This is a genomic window from Brevibacillus ruminantium (genome assembly GCF_023746555.1).
Lineage (GTDB): Bacteria > Bacillota > Bacilli > Brevibacillales > Brevibacillaceae > Brevibacillus > Brevibacillus ruminantium.
Genome location: NZ_CP098755.1, coordinates 3543155 through 3561724, shown reverse-complemented (window position 1 = coordinate 3561724; position 18570 = coordinate 3543155). Strand labels below are relative to the sequence as shown.

The following is an 18570-nucleotide window of genomic DNA, read 5'->3' as shown; positions in this document are numbered from 1 at the left end:
CCTGTTGTATGGCGCTATTTTTATTGGAAAGGAGTGTTTTGATGGGAAGGGTTGTTGGCTTAACTGCATATTTACAAGCTAAAAATGAGTTATCGCCGCAACTTCGTAGTGTGGTGAAAATGACCAAGACCGCTGCGAAAGGAATGCTCCAGCTAGATGATGCCACTCAGGACATGCTGAAAGAAATGAGGAAGGTTAAGCAGGCTGCAGAGCGAGCAGAAAGTGGTTTCAAACGAGAAATAGATCAGATGCAGCGTGAAATCCAGGACTTGAGACGGCAGTTAGGCGGGCTAGACGCCACAAGGGCTACGCCAAAGATTACGGTTGATGATCAGGCCAGACGTGAGATTGCAGCGATTCGACAGGAAGTAAAAGCGCTTGACGGTGAGAAGGCAAGGGTACAAATTGAAGCGTCACAAGCTGGGGGGAGCGTAGATTTCGCGGCAGGTGGAGTTGCTGGTGGGATGGCAACTTACTTAGGAGCAGGATACTTGGACCAACTGACCCTGGAGACTCAAGCGAATGCAAGGCGAGCGTTGCTCGGAGATACACCGGAAGAGTTGGCGCGGTATCAGCAGCAAGCGCAGGACCTTTCGCTGATTAATCCAAACATTGATAGCACTTATGTTAAGGACTTGATGACACAGGCAACGCGATTTGGTGGTGCGAACGGTACAGAGTTAACGAAACAAGCACTTCAGCTTAGCGCGATTCGCCCAGACATGGGCGGTGCTGATGAGTTCCTCAATACACAAATGCTGATGAAAAGCGCTATGCCAGATGCAGATATCAATCGCATAGGTGATTCGCTGGGATATGTGGCACTAAAAGCCCGCGATATTCGAAAAGACACATTGGATTCGTTGCAAGAGTATTCGGCACAAATGACAAAGTTCATTGATGCTCCCGAAAAGCTTGCCATGCTCGTTGAAGCCATGAATGATGTTTGGAATACGGATACGGGTTTCGACACTCTGAAAGAAGTTGGGTTGAAACTGAACAACGTGGGCGACCTCGAAAATGTTCTAAAAACCGCGTATGGCGCACAAGGGATGAGTGACGAAAAGGCGTCAGAGCTAGCGAAGAAAGAAGCGGAGCAGATCGGGAAGTATCTTGCGTCTGGCAGCAAACAGGATCGGCAGTATGCAACTGGTGTACTCATGCAGACTTTCGCTTCGATCAAGGACGAGTTTGTGCGTCAAAACCTGTTGAATGAACTGGCGGCTGGTCCCGGAGAAAACGCTGGACAAGAAGAATTGGTCAAGCTATTGCAAAAAGCGGGAGAAATTGCGGTTGTTGATCCGATGGTCTATAGGGAGAAAATGAAGGGGCAACTTGATTCGTTATACCAGACCTACCAAAAGAATGACCCCCTGCATGACTTTATTAAAGCCAAAACCATGCTATCAAACGAACTGATTAACCTCGGTTTGATTATAGCGCAAGACCTGAGTCCTGTTATCAGCGGGCTCGGTCATGTAATAAGGGTAGTTAAAGATGGATTTGATGCACTACCAACCACACTTGCAGTTCCATCCCTTGTTGCGGCTATCGGCCTAGTAACATATGGACTTTGGAAATTCAAAGTAGCATTAGCTGCAGCAGAAGCGGCCGCCGTAAGAAAAAAGCTCGGCGGCGAGATGCCTGACATCGATCTGCCCGACGGCCCTGATAAGAAGGGAAAAGGCCGAGGAGGTGGCCGTGGCGGTAAGAGAAGCAAATGGAACCCGTTAAACTGGGGAAAAAAAGAGACTCCTGTCCCAGACCGAAAGTGGCTGACATCTGAGGAAGCAACAAGGAAAGCTTTGGGCGGCTCACTCCCAGATAAAACTCCCGATATTCCAAAGAAAGGCTTGGTGGAAAACCTGAAAAGCTTAGGCGGGCTACTACCAAAGAGCGATACAGTCCTTTCTGGTACAAAAAGTGCTTGGGAAGGAGTAAAATCTCTGGGCGGTGGGCTTGTAAAAAGATTGCCGATCATCGGTATGGCTGTTGGCGCCAGTGAAATCCTGACAGCTGAGGACAAGCTCGAAGCTGCCGGCAAAGTAGGAGCGGAAGCTCTTGGTGGTTGGGGAGGTGCTGCAGCGGGAGCGGCCATTGGCTCAGTTGTCCCCGGAATCGGAACAGCAATTGGTGGAATTGTGGGCGGTATCGCCGGAGCTTTTGGCGGGGGAGCACTCTTTGATAAAGTGATGTCTTGGTGGAATGATGCACCGTCAACACCACCGGAGACTCCACCGCATCCCCGAGGGATGATGAAAATTTCCAGAGAAGAAGTGAATCAGTTAAGGCCGACCCCGCCTGTCATGGGGCCGCCGATACCGCCTGTATCGCCGGTTGGAGGGAAGGTAACGGAGAAACCAAAAGTCGTTTCAGTCACCATACCCCAAGTGACCATTCCACTCCACGCTCAAGGCGTACTTCAGGATATACCGACTATGTTGAAGATGCTGAGTGATCCGTCTGTCGGACAGAAAATTAAGGACCTCATTGAGAAAGCGCTTATAGATGCACTGGAAACCCGGGGAGGTGTCGCTACATGATCCGTTTACAGGGCAAGTACAGACTCACGTTCCCGGTAACCCCAGGGGAAATCCAGCTAAACGGGTATGGGAACGATACGGAAAGTACGACAACCATTGACTTGCTGACACATAATCGGATTTCAGGGCGGCGCCCGAAATCAATCTCTTTCGAATTCTTTTTGCCCGGAAACCTTGAAGCAGACTTTATTGAGGTTGAAGGATATCAAGGACCGCGTGCGTGGCTGGACGGTCTGGACCGGCTGACCGGGGCAGAGGTGCTGATCACAATAGACGAGCTTAACCTGGCCTGGAATGTTCTCGTCGGACCGTGTGACGGCAAGTTTTCAGGAAAGAATGTGGACTATCACGGATCAATCGAACTGCCTTTATACGTAAAAGACGAGTTTGTGACTTGGAGCAACCAAACTCAACTTCTAAGCCCCGAAAAGGTGATAGCCAAGCAGCAGAAGGCAAGGCCAAATACAACAGGTAAGACTGCGAAGAAGAAAAGCGGTAGCCAGTCTCTGATTGATCCAGCTATGCAAAAAATCCAACGTGACAGGATTGACAGAAAATTAGCCAGTCTGAACCGGGCTATCGGAACATAGCGAGGTGGTACCATGCAGATCATCTATGGCAAAGAGTCAACCAGAATAAATCTAACACCAGCGACGAAGGAGTTGTCTTGGTCTTCCTCTCGCGGCCAAATCGCCCAAAACTGTGATATTCAAGTCCTGAATGCCCCGCCTATCGAATCGGCGGGCTTTTTAATGCTCTTCTCCGGTGATCTGCTCAAGGAGTCGCAGCAGTTTTTCCACGGGCCAATCGTGCGTTTTGAGCGTGACGATAAGAGCGGCGACACATCGGCAACCGCGTACGAGCTGAGTTGGTACCTACAGAAGAATGAAACGTCACGGATTAAGCTAAACGGCGATGCCGGGAAGGAGCTGGAGCGACTGATCCGGGCAACGGGAATCAACTTCAGCTGTCCGGCCTTTGGCTTTGAAGTAAAGGACCGGCTTGCTTCCCAATCTTTTGCTTCCTTATTCACGACTTTGACAGAGCAGGCTTATGACAAGACGGGCAAGAGGTATTTCGTCCAACATGAACGAGACAAGCTGACCGTTCTCCCAGAAGGCGGGAACAGCGTAGTCCCAATGTTCGCGGCAAGCTTGCTCGAAAGCAGCTCAACGGGCGAGTCGATCGAGGAAGTGTACACTGTCGTTACAGCGGAACGGTACAAAGATGACAAAGTAGCTGCCAGCGTGACGAAGGAAAACGCCAACCTGATCAAGCAGATCGGACGAATGAAAAAGGTGATCGATGCCGGTGAAGAAAAGGGACTGGATGCTCTCGCTTCAAAACAGCTAGCGAACCTGTCGAAAATACCCAAGACCCGACCCATAACCGTTAAGCACGAAGACAATCAGGCAGCCCGGATCCGCGCAGGCTGGCTTATCAAAATCTTGGAGAAGGATAACGTGACCATCACGGACTGGATCGTCACCAGCTGCAATGCACGTTGGAAGGGCGGTCAATACACAATGGATTTGCAATTGGAAAGGAGGGGATGACCCATGCAAGCAGCATTACAAAAGATATACCAAGGGGCCCGGGATGGGTTGACCGATACAAAAGCGGAACTGGGCAATCTTCTTTCGCTGTCTCCCCTGTCAGTCAAACTGGACGAGGATCCAGCACCACTTGAAGAGAACGAACTGGTGAGGCTGAACCCCACCGCATGGCGCCCGGAAGACGTGGGTAAGAAAGTGGCCGTGATTCGCTGTACGAACGGCCAATACCTTCTTCTCGGGGTGGTGGGATAGATGTTTCCTGAGCTGACTGGAGACGAATCGCGACTGCAGCAGTCGCCAGACAATCCCATCCCTTGGACCTACAAATTCGACTGGCACACAAAGCAGCTCATGCAGGGACCAGATGGCCGGTATTTGCGGACAAAGACGTACGCCGAATACCTGGAGGAAGCAGCAAAGAAGATTCTCAACACGCGCAGGTTCCGTTATGAGATTTACTCTGAACGTTACGGAGTAGATTTCTTGTACGAAATTGGACGGATGAGGTCTGGCATGTCTCTTCCGGTTATCAAAACACAGGCAGAAGAGGCGCTGGAGGCCCACAGTGAGATTGAACGGGCCGAGGTTACCGATATTCGTTTTGAAGGCAATCGGGTTATTTTCTCGCTTGAGATTGAGGGTGTACGAGGCACAACCAGAACGGAGGTGAGCGCATGGCGACGATGAACAAACCTGAGATGCCGATTCTGAGGGAAACGCCGGATCAGATTTACCAAAGGATTGCCAACCGCATGGCGGAGATTGCTCAGCAGCGCGGGGAAACACCACCGGCGACGGAAGAAGGCGAAATATTTTACGACTTTGAATACCCCTTGGCCGTTGAGATCAGCGAACAACAGCAGCTACTTGAATATGGTTTTCTACAGCACTTTTTGCCCTGGGCTGACGGCGAGTACTTGGACGCTTGCGGGGTATTTTTTGGTCTTCCCCGAAGTGCAGGGGAGGAAGACGAGCATTACCGGCAGCGTCTTATTGATCGAGCTCGCTCAGAGGAAGGAGACGGGCGTCGCCAGGATTATGAGCGCTGGGCTCGGAACGTGGAGGGTGTAGGCGGGGCTGTGGCAATTGAGAAGGCGCGGCATGATCTGTCCATCGACGTCTATATTACGGACCTGAACGGGCAGCCGGTCACAGCAGAATTGGTTAAGCAGGTCCGTGACAAGCTGGAAGACAAACGGCGAGCTCTGCACGATCTGCAGGTATTTCCGGCCAAAGTTTTCCCTGTCAACGTATCTGTGCGGCTGGTGCTCCGCCATGATGCTGAGATGGACAAGGTACAGGAGCTGATCGCCAACCAAATCAAAACCTACTTGAAAGGGCGTTCCCAGATCGTTTACCAGCAGATCGGGGCGCTCTTCTTCGTTGACGGCGTAGAAGACTTTGCCGATTACACTTTGAACGACGGGGAAGCCAACCTTACCGTACCGCTGGATGCTATCGCTTCCCTCAACTTGGCGGTGACAACATGATTCCAGAACGGTATCGACAGATGCTCCCGCCTTACTGGTATGAAAACACAGTGGCCGAGTACCACTTTGAGGGAGCAGGTAGAGAAGTAAATGTCTTTGACCAACAACGAGAGGACGTTTTGCAGCAGTTTAGTCCATGGTCGGCGACCTGGGGCCTGGACGTTTGGGACTGGATTTACTTCGGAAAAAAGCAGTCCCTGAGCATCGACGAAAGGCGAAAAAATATTCGAGCGCAGCACTGGGCAAGACTCCCGTTCACCTTGCCAGTCCTCCAATCATTAGGAAAAACGGTCGGGAACCTGCTGTCTGTGACGGAGGATTTCGCAGCAAAGGAAATCGTTTTTGAGTTTCAACAGGGCGGGCCAATCGATCTTCTAACCCTACACAACATGTTTGAAAGAATGCGCCCGGTTCATGTGAATAGAGAGAGGATAGTCATTCAGCAGAAGGGGAGTCTCGTCCTCACTTCAGGACCAATGCATGTCTACTACGATGATCCTCTCATGTGTGGCACATTCTACGCCGGAGGTGAAAACGATCTATGCTGACCGAACACGCATTGGAACGACAAGCAAACAGCCTTGAGTCACTTTTCGACAGCGCGGAGGTGGAAATAAACGGCGAACTGAAACCGGCCACTCTCCTGAAAATCAGACAAGGGCCGAATAAAGTGAATTTCCTTATTCGACTCCAGGACTCCGAAGTAGGCCATATCACAAAGCGGGTAATCAAGGATGAAAATGGCCAGATCGTCTGGCAGGACTCGGTGAATCTGTACAAGCCAGCCAGAGCTGTAGCCCTCAGCATCCCGATTGAACTGAAATGGAAAGTAGGTGAGTGACAGTGATAGAGAGGTATCAGAAACAGACTCACGTTAATAGGCTCGTGGATTTCCCGGGGGCCTATAGGGTTCAACCCCACCCCGACCCAGAGCTCGCTGCAAAAGGGGTTATGCTGATAGAACCAGCCTACCAGGTGCTGGCCGGAACGCCCGTAGACGAGATTCGCCTCAACCATATGGAAGGCGGGATTGAAGGCGCCCATTTGCGTATTGATCGGGTAGAGCGCCGTGTCACCCGGATTGAGGCCCATCTGGACGCAGACGATCGCGGCGTGATCGATGCACAGGCTCGCTTCGCTGACATCTACGACGGCTCAGACGACCCAGTGCTGAAACTCGATCAAACCAAGACGTATGCAACGACTGCCCTGTCTGCAAGTACGACAGCAGTAAGCATCCCCGTAGCATCTGTGACGGGGTTTAAGGTTGGCCAAGAAATCACCATCTGCGACGACACAGCGTTTGAAAATCAAAAGATTACGGCTGTAGGTACCAGCTCTATTACGGTAGCCAAGCTGACCAATGCCTATAAAAAAGGTGCGATAGTGGCTAGGTCTACGGTTGTCAGGGATGCAACAGCACAAAAAATGCGGATTGGCAGTTGGGGAACACATACGATCACGATTACACAGGCATAGGGGGGCGATCACATGGCAACATATGAAGGACTTATAAAAATGGGGACGTTGTATTACGACTCCACACCACTGCCAAGGCCAACAAAGCCATGGGTTCCTGACAGAATTCCAAATTCCAACATTGGTAAAGGCAACATGCCTTCGGCTTTCGGTGACGTTGCAACTCGGTGGAGCATCAGAGACACTGATCCAGTAGAAGAAAATCAGTTGTATTGGCACAAAATACGTGATGGAGATAAAACACTTCTGATTTGCGATCGGGCGATATTATGTTATTTCCGGCCTGCCGAAATGAACAATCTGGGAAGAATCACAGGAACCCGCGTTACAATTGATGGCAAAAGGTATACCCTGAGAGTTTTGACAGGGGGCATGACATATCCTGACGCGGAATCAGGAGATAACGAGTGGAACAGGTATGTACTGAATAAAGCAAACATACCTGGCCTTCCTATACCAAAAAGTTCTGATTTCAGAACCGATTACCTAGAATTGGACGCTTGGAATATTCAATTTAAGGGCGAACTCAATCGATTCTGGAACTGGATGTATATGTCTACAATGGTTCAGGAGAGTGATGAAGTTTCTGATACAAGGAGGCTCAGAGGAGAACTTTCTGCTGGACTGATTCAAACAATCAGAAACAACTCCAGTTCGAGTTCTGTAGGCTGGCGCCCCGTTCTTGAAGTTCTTAATTCTGTTCCAACGGTATCCCTGTCAACATCCAATAACCAGGTATTAACCGAAGGAAACACTTTCACAATTGCGGGTAGTGCGAAAGATGAAGACAGCGGAAACGTGGTTACGGTCAAGTACAAGATTAACAACGGATCTGAGCGGAATCTTGATGCAAAGGTTTCTGACGGAAGTAGCCCAATCCCTTTCTCAAAGGCACTTACTTACCGTGGCGGTAGACTTTACGATGGTTCAACAGACGTGTCCGGGCTGTTGGCGGAGGGTACGACCCATACTCTTTCTGTATGGGCTGTAGATGACCAGGGGGGGCAGTCGGCGGTCGTAACCAGGTCATTTACAGTCAAATACAACAAAGCACCAGCCCTTACTGTCAACACTTTCACACCAGTACAGTCGGGCCTGATTCCGCCTGATACGATCACGCTTTCCGGGACTGCTTCCGATCCAGACGGAAACACAGTCACGGTCAAAGGAAAGCTGAACACAGGCACAGAGAAAACACTATTGAGCGGTGTATCAAGTGGTAACTGGTCGTTCCCGTTCAAGGTGAGCGAATTGAAGACCGGCACAAACGCGGTCACGATCACCGCCACCGACCAGTTCGGAGCCTCAACGGTTAAGACATTCAACGTTAAAAACGAAGTAGTAGAAAAGCCAATGAAAAAAGCCGTTGCTCGGTACCGAATTCTCCCACCCCTCGGTTCAGCGAAGGAGATCCTCGCTTGGCTCAAGAGGGAAAAGGGTGACCTGGTTATCGATGCAGAGGCTTCTTTTGTTGATGCGGGACAGCCTGAGCAGTACATTCCGATGTCCAAAAGCAGTGCCGATATAAACGCCAAAATAACAGAGGACGAGTTGATCGGGACAGTAACAACGCCGAAAGCTGATGTCGTTTTTAAACAAACTTTGTCCCGGACCAACGCAAGCTCAACAGAGGCAGCAACCATGCTGGTGGGGGTGTTTAAGTAATGAGATACCGAAAGCGTAATCCAGACGGTACCCTTGGCGATTGGGTAGAGACACCCGGGCATACTGATGACCTTGCCCCGGAGGTACAGATTCTATTTGAAACAATCGCCTTTATGGACTTAGAAATGACAGCGATGCGTGAAGAGTATACAGCCAGGATTAAGGCGCTGGAAGAACAGGTGCAAGCTCTGAAAGGAGGTGGACAATGATGGTTAAGCAATACATGATTGCGCCGTATGCTGTTTTGGTTAAGTCTGGCGGCTGGCTAATCGAGCCGACTGGAGCTGATGGCGAAAAAGTTGTGCCGGAGGTATACCGTGTACCAGTAGCCTTATACTTAGCTGAACAGGATGCAGCGTAAGCGCCTTTTCTCTAAATGAGAGAGGCGTTTTTTCATGGGGAGCTGCGGCAGCGGCTCCCTTTAGCTTTTGCCCCGAGGTGGTGAGGAGGATGGTAGTGCATGCCCGATATGGAAGTGAGTCGAGTTTTAAGTGATATCCGAGAACGCATGGTTCGGGTCGAGACAAAAATTGATACGATGACGGACGTTCGTGCGACTGCCGAAGAAGCGAAAGAAATTGCGAATGAAGCTTTGCAGTATGGGAAATCGGCGCATCATCGGCTGAATGAAGTGGCCGACAACCAAAAATGGCTCTGGCGTACCGTGGTCGGCGCGGTTATCGCCGGGGCCATTGCACTTATGTGGAAGGGGATGAACTAAATGAACGAAACGGACTTGTTTGTACTGGCAAAGCAGTTTTTACTCGACCAGGCACTCATAGTTGTGGTGGCTCTGTTGGTACTGGGCGTGTTTTTGAAGAGAACGCCGGGCGTGGCCGACTGGCTGATTCCCTGGATACTGACCGGGGCCGGGATTGTGCTGGCATGCGGTGTGCTGAGGGAGGTGACCGTTCAGGCCACTATTCAGGGTATCCTCGCGGCGGCAGTCGCCAGCTTGGGGCATCAGTTGTGGAAGCAGACCGTTGAGAAACGAAAGGAAGATGGGGCATGAGAATCGCCATTGACGCGGGACACGGTCCGAACACTCCCGGAAAGCGAACGCCAGACGACAGCATGCGGGAATTCCACTTTAACAGTGTGGTCGCCCGTTGCGTCCGGGACGGATTGAAGCAATACGAGGGTGTAGAAGTCCTTTTCACCCATGCTGACGACAGGGACGTACCGTTGAAAGAACGCACAGACAAGGCGAACGCCTGGAAAGCAGATGCCTTTTTCTCCATTCACGCAAACGCCTTCGGCAGCGATTGGAACGACGCCAACGGCATCGAGACGTTTGTCTACACATCGCGGCCAACTGCAGCCGTAAAGCTGGCCGAAGCCGTGCAGCGTTCCTTGGTTCGCTCTACAGGCCGCCGGGATCGCGGGGTAAAGGCGGGCGACCTGCACGTCCTGCGCGAAACCAAGATGACCGCGATCCTCGCCGAGTGCGGGTTCATGACCAACCGAGAAGAGGCAGCTCTGCTCAAGAGCGACGAGTACCGCCGCAAGTGCGCGGCAGCTATTGTCCAGGCTATCGCCGAGGTATACGGCTTAAAGAAGGTCGGAGTAGCCACGTCAGGCACACCCATTGCCGGACAAGCCCAAGCGACCATCGGGCAGGCCCAGGAATGGGCAAGGCAAAAGAAAGCAGCCCAAGCCTTTATTGATGTTGCCCCGATCTATTGGCGCGTTGGTGCCGTGCTGGGAATCCGTCCGGAAGTAGGTTATGCCCAGGCGGCGAAGGAGACCGGGTTCGGGCGGTTCGGCGGGGTGGTCTCCCGAGATTTCCATAACTGGTGCGGGCTGAAAACGACCAAAGGTGGTAGCAATACCGATCCAACTGCGCACGCTCGTTTCCCAAGCGACGAAGTGGGAGTAAGAGCTCACCTGCAGCATCTGGCCCTGTATGCCGGTGTGGAAGTAAAAGGCGAGATCGTCGACCCAAGACACTTCCCATCAGTGCGCGGGACAGCCAAGACAGTGGAATCACTCGGCGGGAAGTGGGCGCCTGCAGCTGATTATGGGAAGGCGATCACGGAGCTGCTGGCAGGCTTGCTGACGACCAAAGTATCCACAACGCCTGTTGATAAATCTGTGGAGAAAGTGAACATTCAGATAAATGGCGTACGCATCCCAGCTCAAGGTTATCTCCGGAACGGCGTATCTGTACTTCCTATCCGGGTCGTATCGGAAGCCCTTGGCGTTACTCCGGAATGGCTGCCAGAGACAAAGCAGGTCCGAGTGAACGGAAAAGACCTGACAGAGACAATCGAAGCTGGCGTTTCCTATGCTCCAGCACGCGAGCTGGCGGCAGTACTCGGTCTGCAAGTGGACTGGGAGGGTACCTATAAAACCGTAACGTTGAAAGGAGAGACGTAGCATGGATTGGTCCGTATAAACAATGATGTTTCTTCAGGAGTGATGGTCGGTAATGGCCCTGCTCCTTTTGGTCGTTGCTGGCATGGCAGCCGATTTGATTCCGAAACTGGCCTCATCCATACGTGAGGTAGAACAGCGGCATCCAATGGCTATTGAGCATCTGAACGAACGCGAACAGTATGTGATCGACTGCTACGACAGGCTTCCGGCACGCATCAAAGCAAGCTTCGTAGTGATTGGGTTCCTACTAAGATCAACAGTCACTCTGGACTCATGCACCTGAAAATGGTGGTCGCTGATAAAAAGGTTGCGACAACCGGTTCTTTCAACTTCTCGAAGGCGGCCAGCACAACAAATGACGAAGTACTGATGGTATTAAGAGATGAAACTGTCGCCAAGTCATTTGCCGCAGAATTCGAAAGAATGTGGAATGATACAAAGGGATTCCAAACAGTTGAATATCGAATCGCGCAACCGGCATCTACTGCCCCTGCAGCTAATACATCAGGACAAGCACCTGCCAAACAAACTCCAAAGCCAGCGCCTGCAGCTTCAAAGGCATGTGATAAGCCCACAATCAAAGGGAACAAAAACTCAAAGATTTATCACGTTCCAGGTGGCCAGTCTTATGATAAGACCACGGCAAACGTTGAGATGTTCTGCACTGAAGCCGAGGCACAAACTGCCGGGTATAAAAAAGCACAAAAATAGTTCCTGAATACCCGTCAAAATGGCGGGTTTTTCTTTTCTTCCCATGGGTTATGATGGTGCTAGGAGGGATATCTATGTGCGGACGCTATACCTTCACAACAGAGCCTGACAAGATCACTGAACGATTCGATCTATCGGAGATACTCTTTGAATTACAACCACGCTTTAATATAGCCCCCGGCCAGCCAATTCCTGCAATTATTGAAGACCAGGGCAAACGTAGAATTGGGCAGATCCGTTGGGGCCTGGTTCCTTCGTGGGCCAAAGACGAGAAGATCGGCTATAAGATGATAAACGCGCGGGCTGAGACATTGACAGAGAAGCCAGCTTTCCGCAATCTGTTTGCCCGTAAACGCTGCCTTATCCCGGCAGATGGTTTTTATGAGTGGAAGCAAACAGCGAAGGGTAAGCAGCCAATGCGTATCATGATGAAAAATGAGGAGCCGTTTGCATTTGCTGGACTATTCGACACCTGGACACGGCCAGACGGTCAGAAGGTTCACACCTGTACGATCATCACAACACAGCCGAATGAGGTTGTTAAAGACATTCACGACCGTATGCCGGTTATCCTTCGGCAGGAGGATGAAGCGATCTGGTTGGACCGCGATAGCTTTGACGCTGAGCTGCTGCAAACCCTGCTTGTTCCCTACGACGCTGATCAAATGAGGGCTTATCCAGTTTCGGCAATGGTGGGTAGCCCCAAAAATGATTTGCCGGAGTGTATACAGGAATTTACTAACCCGCCTCTTCTGTTTTAGAGGCGGGTTATGCTTATCACAAGAGGCCACTTTATTTTACGAAAAGGTCTACTTTTGACAAGCTACATACGCATACCCTCTGACAAGGGGGGATGAACGGTGCATGTAAGAATAATGCCTGGCAATTCTACTGACAGTATTCGTTCTGCCTGCTATCATTATTTATTAGAGAAGTACAGGAAGGAGAAACTGTATGATCGGAATATATGCCAGGGTAAGTACCGAGGAACAAGCCAAGAGCGGATTCAGCATCGACTTCCAGATCAGAGAAGGAAAAAAGAAGGCAGCGACTAATGAGGTAAAATTGTATGTTGATGATGGACATTCGGGGGAATTTCTTGAGAGGCCAGCTTTGACACAATTACGGAATGATGTAAAGGGTGGACTCATCACCAAAATCATATGTTTAGACCCGGATCGCTTGGCAAGAAAACTGATGAATCAGCTAATAGTTACAGACGAATTCGAAAAGCGTGGGGCTGAACTTGTCTTTGTAAGTGGTGAATATGCAAAGACCCCTGAAGGCAACCTTTTCTACAGTATGCGCGGTGCCATCGCTGAGTTTGAGAAAGCAAAAATTAACGAACGTATGAGCCGAGGTAGACGAGAAAAAGCACGACAGGGACGGGTTCTCAGGGACTTCCAAATATACGGATACTCGTATGATAAAGATTCGGAGCAGTTTGTAATCAATGAATACGAGGCTGCTATTGTCAGACTTATTTTTGACTTATTTACCCAACCAAATGATCTTGTTCAGGGCATTAACGGGATTGCGAAATATTTGACGGATAAAGAAATACCAACAAAACGTGGTGCAAAGGTTTGGCATCGTCAGGTTGTACGCCAACTTTTAATGAACAGGGCATATATCGGCGAGTTTTATCAGAACCGTTGGAACACTGAAGGAATGCTTGGAAACAAACATAAGTCTCCAGATGAACGCGTTAAAATGAAAGAACGCCCTAAGGAAGATTGGATCAGAATAACCTGCCCGCCTATAATAGATGAAATAAGATTTGAACATGCTCAGCGTTTAATTGGTGAATCAAGGAGACGTTGGTCAGGTCGCAGCTTAAACAAATATCTGCTAAGTGGTTTACTCCGTTGTGGAGACTGTGGCAATACGATGACAGGAAGAAGAACAAATAATTGGGGAACGTATATTTTCGTCTACTCTGACGAAAAAAACACGGCTGGAGCAAAGAATCCGGGTTGCAGACGTAGAATAAAGTGCCAAGAAATCGATGACGAGGTTTGGGAAACAGTAAGAGCTTGGCTAAACAATCCGGATGAAATAGCTGCAGCTACAGAAGCCAAGGAAACAATTCCTTTTGAGTTGATTGAGATAGAGAGGATCGAAAAGGAGCTTGAGAAAACAAAGAATGGACGAAAACGTCTGTTGAGACTTTTTGCGGAAGGAGAAGAAGATTTCGGGGAGGAAGAGATTAGGCAACAGTTACGTGAGCTCAAAGAAAAAGAAGAAAAGCTTACCAACCAGATCAGAGAGCTTCGAAGCCAGCAGCAAATGTTTGCAGAAAACTCATATTCACGAAATCTAATCAAAGAAGCCGCTGAGTACTATTTATCGAAAGCTCCCGACGAACTAACTTTCGAAGACAAGCAAAATCTTATCAGGCATGTTGTGAAAGAGATCAGGGTATACGAAGATCATACAGAGATCTTTACATTTTAATGCGCCACTTCTGTCTTTAGAATCGAGATCCTGATGCATTTGCGAAGCTTGAAAAAAACCAAAAAAGATGTCTCGCTTCACGATCCGATCGGAACAGACAAAGAAGGGAATGAAATCACCCTCATCGACGTTCTCGGGACGGAGACGGATGAAGTGGTGGATGCTGTACAGTTGAAGCTGGAATCCAATAAGATCTACCAGCATATTCACATCCTGGACGATAGGGAAAAAGAAGTGATCATCGGACGGTTCGGCCTGGATCAGGACAAAGAAAAGACCCAAAGAGAAATTGCTCGTGAGCTCGGCATTTCCCGTTCGTACGTATCCCGCATCGAAAAACGTGCATTGATGAAGCTGTTTAACGAGTTTTACCGGACCAAGCAGGCGCAGAACCGCTAGCCTTCTATTGTCTGGTAAAGTTTGATGAAAATGAAGTGGAAAGAGTACCCACAAGAGGGCCTTTACAATGGGGCTGCTTCTTGAGGGTATTTCTTTTTGGTACAAGAATTAAAGAGTAAATGATAATATGTAAATATCTAACAAAAATTCTGATTTTCAAGGGGGGGTATTGTGGAAAAGAAATTGGTTAAAATAGCCCTTTATACTTTTGTGATTTCATTTTCTGTTTTTATAGTTTTCATAGAGCAAGATCGGACAGTAAAGACTGGGAACGGATTGTATACTGGTCTTCATTTAGAACTACCAGATTATATACTTATGCTGATCCGTTATTCAATCAAAACCACATTTGTTGTATTCGTAGTGGTTATTTTGATTGAGTATATCAAAAGAAAAAGGAAGTAAACATTTGTATAAAAGTTCTGATAGAGAAACCAAATCCAAATGCTAAAGCTTAGCAGGCGCAGAACCGCTGCTTGCCGTACTTTTTGACAAACAAAAGAAATGATACCCGCAGGATGGGCACTCTTCATATACGTGTCCCGTTTGCGGGTATTTCCGTTTTCTTGTCTTTTCGAGGACATATGTCCTACCGCGACCGCCGGGATGTATGATTGAATAATGACAAATCGAAATCGAGGAGAGAGTAAAATGAAAGGGAGTATCTACGCATTTTTAGGCGGAGCCTTTCTTACCCTGCAAGGGGTGGCCAATGCGCGGATCAGTCAAGATATCGGCACATGGCAAACGGCGACTCTCACCCAGTTCACCGGATTTGTTACCGCCTTGCTTATCCTGTTGTTCGTTCGAGACGGGAATTGGCGCGGGTTTACCCAAGTGAAACCGTTATACCTGACGGGGGGCTCCCTGGCGGCGTTCATCATTTTCGGCAATGTGACGGCCATTCAGCAGATCGGTGTGACGCTTAGCATATCTGCGCTGCTGATCGCTCAACTGGTGTTGACCTTTTTCATTGACAGTCACGGCTGGTTTGGCGTTGCAAAACAGAAGATGGGCCTTCCACAACTCATTGGCATCGGGATGATGATTGCGGGTGTGGTGATATTGAAATATTGAGCGCATGTATGCGCCAGATGTAAGAGGGAAAGCAGGAGGTGAGATCGGGTCATGAAAGAATGGAAAAACCGTGAGCAGCTGCTGAGTTTATTGCACCTGCACCAGCTCGATTCCGTGTTCAACGAATCGCTACTCCCCCATTTGTCGCTCTACAGCTTTGATCAAGGAGAGCTCATTTGTTCCCAGGGAGAGCGGTCAGAGTATCTGTATGTGCTGGTAGAGGGGAAGATTAAAATCTATACGACCTCGGCAGAAGGCAAAACGCTGATTCTCTCTTTTAAGAAACCGCTTGAGGTGATCGGGGATATCGAGTATGTACGGGGAATTGATTTTCTCAATACAGTGGAAGCTGTATCGCCCGTTAGTATGATCGGAGTCCATTATCGATGGATAAAAAAATACGCGAGTGATTATCCCCCGCTGCTGCAATTTTTGCTGGACATCATTACACAAAAGTTTTGTATCAAATCCAACTCGTTGAGCTTCAACCTGTTGTATCCGGTGGAGGTAAGATTGGCCAGTTATCTGTTGTCTGTCTCCATCGATGATACAGGCTCTCCTCTTTCCGGACAACAAAACGCAGTCAGTTTAAAAGATGCCGCCAACTTGATCGGAAGCAGTTATCGACATCTGAATCGGGTGATCCAACAGTTATGCGAGGAGGGGCTGGTGGAGCGCAGCAATGGGTTTATCCATGTAAAGGACAGGGAAGGATTGCGGGCACTGGCAGGTTACAATATCTACGAATAAATCGATGGATGATGGGAGTAGGCCAAAAGGATGGGCTTTCTTATTCCACAGATACATCGGTTGAAGAGGTGAATGATAGTATGATAATGGGATTGGCATTGGCGCTGCTTGCAGGTTCGCTGGTCAGCCTGCAAAATATTTTCAACAGTAAAGTGAATGAACGGGCGGGCTCCTGGACAACGACCACTTATGTGCTCGGGACAGGATTTCTGGCCTCCCTGATCTTTGGTCTGATTTTTGAGGGAAAACAATTGTTTAGCTGGCAACAGATGCAGCCCTGGTACTATTTCAGCGGTATGATCGGTGTATGCGTAGTGATTTGTCTGGTGAGAGGGATCAGGCTGCTGGGGCCGACGTATGCGATCTCCATCGTGCTTTCGGCACAGCTGGGATTTGCGCTGTTGTGGGATTCTTTGGGCTGGTTAGGTCTGACCAGGGTTCCATTCACTATGCAGCAGTTGGTCGGTGTGCTTGTGATCGTCGGGGGTGTTCTCGTATTTAAACTAGGCGGCGGGCAAAAGGCCCAGGAGCCTGCAAAAATGATGTAACTTTCAGCGGGTTTAGGGCCATCGGCAATTAAGCAAACTCAATCAAAAAGCAAACCAGTAAAGTAGGGAAGATCTTTGGCATCGCGCACGTTGACCTCTGTGAGAGCGATGCGAATTTGCATGCTTCCGATTTGACTTAATGGAATGTTAATGTTACTCTTTTTTATGTACATAGTATAAGAAGTTAGTTATATGGAAACAGATTTGATCTGATGTCGCTGATAAAAGGCGATGATCTCACAGGAGGACACAAACCAACGTCAAGAGACTTTTGCAGGAGGTGCATCCCTTATGATGAAAAAAAACAGCGCAAGATGCATCCCGCTTTTTCTACTGAGTATTCTCATTCTCTTGGCATTCGCGATTGCTCCTCTCCACAGTTTGAATGGTCAGCTTTTTCATGACAATACCCCCAAGATTGTGGCCCTGAAGCACGGAAAGCATGTCATCAAGTTCCGCCAGGCCACATCTGTTAAATTTTTCTTTTCTCCTCTACGGGAAGCATTGTTTGTGTTTGTCTTACCGCTGCTTCTCACTCTCTTGATTCAGATTCCACATCAGAACCTTCGGACTTTTATTCCCCAGAAATTGAAAAGTCTCTTTCTCATGCCCATCAAATTCAATTCGACGTTTTTCCCAGCGGTTGCGTAACGAAAAAAGGATGCAGCTTGTTTCCGTCTGCCTGAAAAAGCCTGCTCATTTCTGTTTGCTTCTGTAAAGGCAGTAAGCAATCTGGACGGTTTTTTCGAGGTGCGTACAGCATGTTTTCTATTAGCAAAAGGAATGTGAAATCAATCACAAGCAAAAGGCTTTTACTCATGACAAGTAACAGGTTGTCGTATCACTGCAGAATCGCTTTGAGCGGAAACAAAAGAATTGGATAAAGGGAAAAGTGCCCTTTCTTTCGCATGGAATCTATGCCCTTTTTCGTCAAAGTATGGGATTGTTTTGCGTGAATTCAAGGTGAATAGATCGGTTTTCTGGGATTGAAAAATTTGAAAAGACGGAGGTTTCTTTCATATGAACATTCGCGAAATCCATCTTCCAGGGATTGGCAAAAAATTTCAAATGGACACACAAAGCGGGGATAAGCTCGTCATTATCATCCATGATGGCGGTCGACGGGAGCTGTATCATTTTGAATCGGATGATCCGGAGACCAGCATTTCTATGGTCGCACTGGATGATGAAGAGGCGAGACAGGTAGCAGGGATCATCGGAGGGATGGCTTATAAGCCAAAGGCGCTCGAATCGATTGATATCAGCTTGGATGATCTGGTAATCGAGTGGCATAAAATTGAAGCCAATGCGAATTGTATCGGCAAAAAGATCGGAGAAATGGAGATCCGCCAGAAGACGGGAGCCTCTATTATCGCCGTCGTCGAAAAAGACCATAAAAAGCATATTAACCCGGGGCCAGACTATGTGTTTACCGCCCATTCGACGTTGATTGTTGCGGGAGAGCGACAGCAACTGAAGGCGTTAAAGGCATTTTTGCTCGGCGGACGGGAGTAGC

24 protein-coding genes and 1 pseudogene are annotated in these 18570 nt (G+C 49.0%); all 25 read left to right on the top strand.

The annotated features are described in order from the left end of the window. Nucleotides 1-41 precede the first annotated feature (41 nt). The 25 genes and pseudogenes from NDK47_RS17650 (at nt 42) to NDK47_RS17530 (ending at nt 18569) form a co-directional block, all read left to right on the top strand. On the top strand, nt 42-2543 hold the full coding sequence (locus NDK47_RS17650; protein ID WP_251871060.1) for a phage tail tape measure protein: 2502 nt from the start codon (nt 42-44) through the stop codon (nt 2541-2543). Beyond that, nucleotides 2540-3133 (top strand): hypothetical protein, encoded by a 594-nt coding sequence (locus NDK47_RS17645; protein WP_251871059.1) that lies wholly within the window; start codon nt 2540-2542, stop codon nt 3131-3133. Before NDK47_RS17650 ends, NDK47_RS17645 begins: the two co-directional genes overlap by 4 nt. A 12-nt stretch (nt 3134-3145) precedes the next feature. Next, entirely contained in the window at nt 3146-4099 is a 954-nt protein-coding gene (locus tag NDK47_RS17640; protein ID WP_251871058.1) for an XkdQ/YqbQ family protein, read from the top strand. A gap of 3 nt (nt 4100-4102) precedes the next feature. Then, nucleotides 4103-4351 (top strand): hypothetical protein, encoded by a 249-nt coding sequence (locus NDK47_RS17635; protein ID WP_251871057.1) that lies wholly within the window; start codon nt 4103-4105, stop codon nt 4349-4351. Next, nucleotides 4352-4786: a DUF2634 domain-containing protein gene (locus NDK47_RS17630; protein WP_122957654.1), complete on the top strand. Its 435-nt coding sequence runs from the start codon at nt 4352-4354 to the stop codon at nt 4784-4786. Beyond that, a complete protein-coding gene (locus NDK47_RS17625; RefSeq protein ID WP_251871056.1) occupies nt 4774-5589 on the top strand; it encodes a baseplate J/gp47 family protein in 816 nt (271 codons plus the stop codon). The genes NDK47_RS17630 and NDK47_RS17625 overlap by 13 nt, the downstream gene beginning before the upstream one ends. Beyond that, nucleotides 5586-6137: a putative phage tail protein gene (locus tag NDK47_RS17620; RefSeq protein ID WP_251871055.1), complete on the top strand. Its 552-nt coding sequence runs from the start codon at nt 5586-5588 to the stop codon at nt 6135-6137. The genes NDK47_RS17625 and NDK47_RS17620 overlap by 4 nt, the downstream gene beginning before the upstream one ends. After that, nucleotides 6131-6430, top strand: a complete 300-nt coding sequence (locus NDK47_RS17615) for a hypothetical protein (RefSeq protein WP_251871054.1) — start codon at nt 6131-6133, stop codon at nt 6428-6430. Before NDK47_RS17620 ends, NDK47_RS17615 begins: the two co-directional genes overlap by 7 nt. 110 nt (nt 6431-6540) lie before the next feature. Beyond that, nucleotides 6541-7068, top strand: a complete 528-nt coding sequence (locus NDK47_RS17610) for an integrase (protein WP_251871053.1) — start codon at nt 6541-6543, stop codon at nt 7066-7068. Between the two features lie 12 nt (nt 7069-7080). Next, entirely contained in the window at nt 7081-8733 is a 1653-nt protein-coding gene (locus NDK47_RS17605; RefSeq protein WP_251871052.1) for a hypothetical protein, read from the top strand. Further along, the gene (locus NDK47_RS17600; protein ID WP_251871051.1) at nt 8733-8942 is read left to right on the top strand and encodes a hypothetical protein; all 210 of its coding nucleotides are present in this window, start codon (nt 8733-8735) and stop codon (nt 8940-8942) included. Before NDK47_RS17605 ends, NDK47_RS17600 begins: the two co-directional genes overlap by 1 nt. Then, entirely contained in the window at nt 8939-9094 is a 156-nt protein-coding gene (locus tag NDK47_RS17595; protein ID WP_251871050.1) for a CD1375 family protein, read from the top strand. Before NDK47_RS17600 ends, NDK47_RS17595 begins: the two co-directional genes overlap by 4 nt. Nucleotides 9095-9193: 99 nt before the next feature. Then, nucleotides 9194-9454 (top strand): hemolysin XhlA family protein, encoded by a 261-nt coding sequence (locus tag NDK47_RS17590; protein ID WP_251871049.1) that lies wholly within the window; start codon nt 9194-9196, stop codon nt 9452-9454. Further along, on the top strand, nt 9455-9745 hold the full coding sequence (locus tag NDK47_RS17585; RefSeq protein WP_251871048.1) for a phage holin family protein: 291 nt from the start codon (nt 9455-9457) through the stop codon (nt 9743-9745). Then, a complete protein-coding gene (locus tag NDK47_RS17580; protein ID WP_251871047.1) occupies nt 9742-11112 on the top strand; it encodes an N-acetylmuramoyl-L-alanine amidase in 1371 nt (456 codons plus the stop codon). The genes NDK47_RS17585 and NDK47_RS17580 overlap by 4 nt, the downstream gene beginning before the upstream one ends. A 52-nt stretch (nt 11113-11164) precedes the next feature. Beyond that, nucleotides 11165-11395 carry a hypothetical protein gene (locus NDK47_RS17575; protein WP_251871046.1) on the top strand — a complete coding sequence of 77 codons (231 nt, stop codon included), beginning with the start codon at nt 11165-11167 and terminating at the stop codon, nt 11393-11395. Then, nucleotides 11302-11823 (top strand): sunset domain-containing protein, encoded by a 522-nt coding sequence (locus tag NDK47_RS17570; protein WP_322112104.1) that lies wholly within the window; start codon nt 11302-11304, stop codon nt 11821-11823. The genes NDK47_RS17575 and NDK47_RS17570 overlap by 94 nt, the downstream gene beginning before the upstream one ends. Before the next feature lie 74 nt (nt 11824-11897). After that, on the top strand, nt 11898-12584 hold the full coding sequence (locus tag NDK47_RS17565) for an SOS response-associated peptidase (protein ID WP_251871045.1): 687 nt from the start codon (nt 11898-11900) through the stop codon (nt 12582-12584). 193 nt (nt 12585-12777) lie between these two features. Next, entirely contained in the window at nt 12778-14280 is a 1503-nt protein-coding gene (locus NDK47_RS17560) for a recombinase family protein (protein WP_251871044.1), read from the top strand. Nucleotides 14281-14304: 24 nt separating this feature from the next. Next, nucleotides 14305-14679: pseudogene (locus tag NDK47_RS17555) on the top strand (sigma-70 family RNA polymerase sigma factor); the annotation flags it as partial. A gap of 171 nt (nt 14680-14850) precedes the next feature. Next, the gene (locus NDK47_RS17550) at nt 14851-15084 is read left to right on the top strand and encodes a hypothetical protein (protein ID WP_251871043.1); all 234 of its coding nucleotides are present in this window, start codon (nt 14851-14853) and stop codon (nt 15082-15084) included. A gap of 246 nt (nt 15085-15330) precedes the next feature. Beyond that, entirely contained in the window at nt 15331-15756 is a 426-nt protein-coding gene (locus NDK47_RS17545) for a DMT family transporter (protein WP_251871042.1), read from the top strand. 51 nt (nt 15757-15807) lie between these two features. After that, nucleotides 15808-16506: a Crp/Fnr family transcriptional regulator gene (locus NDK47_RS17540; protein WP_251871040.1), complete on the top strand. Its 699-nt coding sequence runs from the start codon at nt 15808-15810 to the stop codon at nt 16504-16506. Between the two features lie 80 nt (nt 16507-16586). Then, nucleotides 16587-17054, top strand: a complete 468-nt coding sequence (locus NDK47_RS17535) for a DMT family transporter (protein ID WP_251871039.1) — start codon at nt 16587-16589, stop codon at nt 17052-17054. 1020 nt (nt 17055-18074) lie between these two features. Continuing rightward, complete coding sequence (locus tag NDK47_RS17530) at nt 18075-18569, top strand: cation:proton antiporter regulatory subunit (protein ID WP_251871038.1); 495 nt, start codon at nt 18075-18077, stop codon at nt 18567-18569. The last annotated feature ends 1 nt before the right edge of the window (nt 18570 follow it).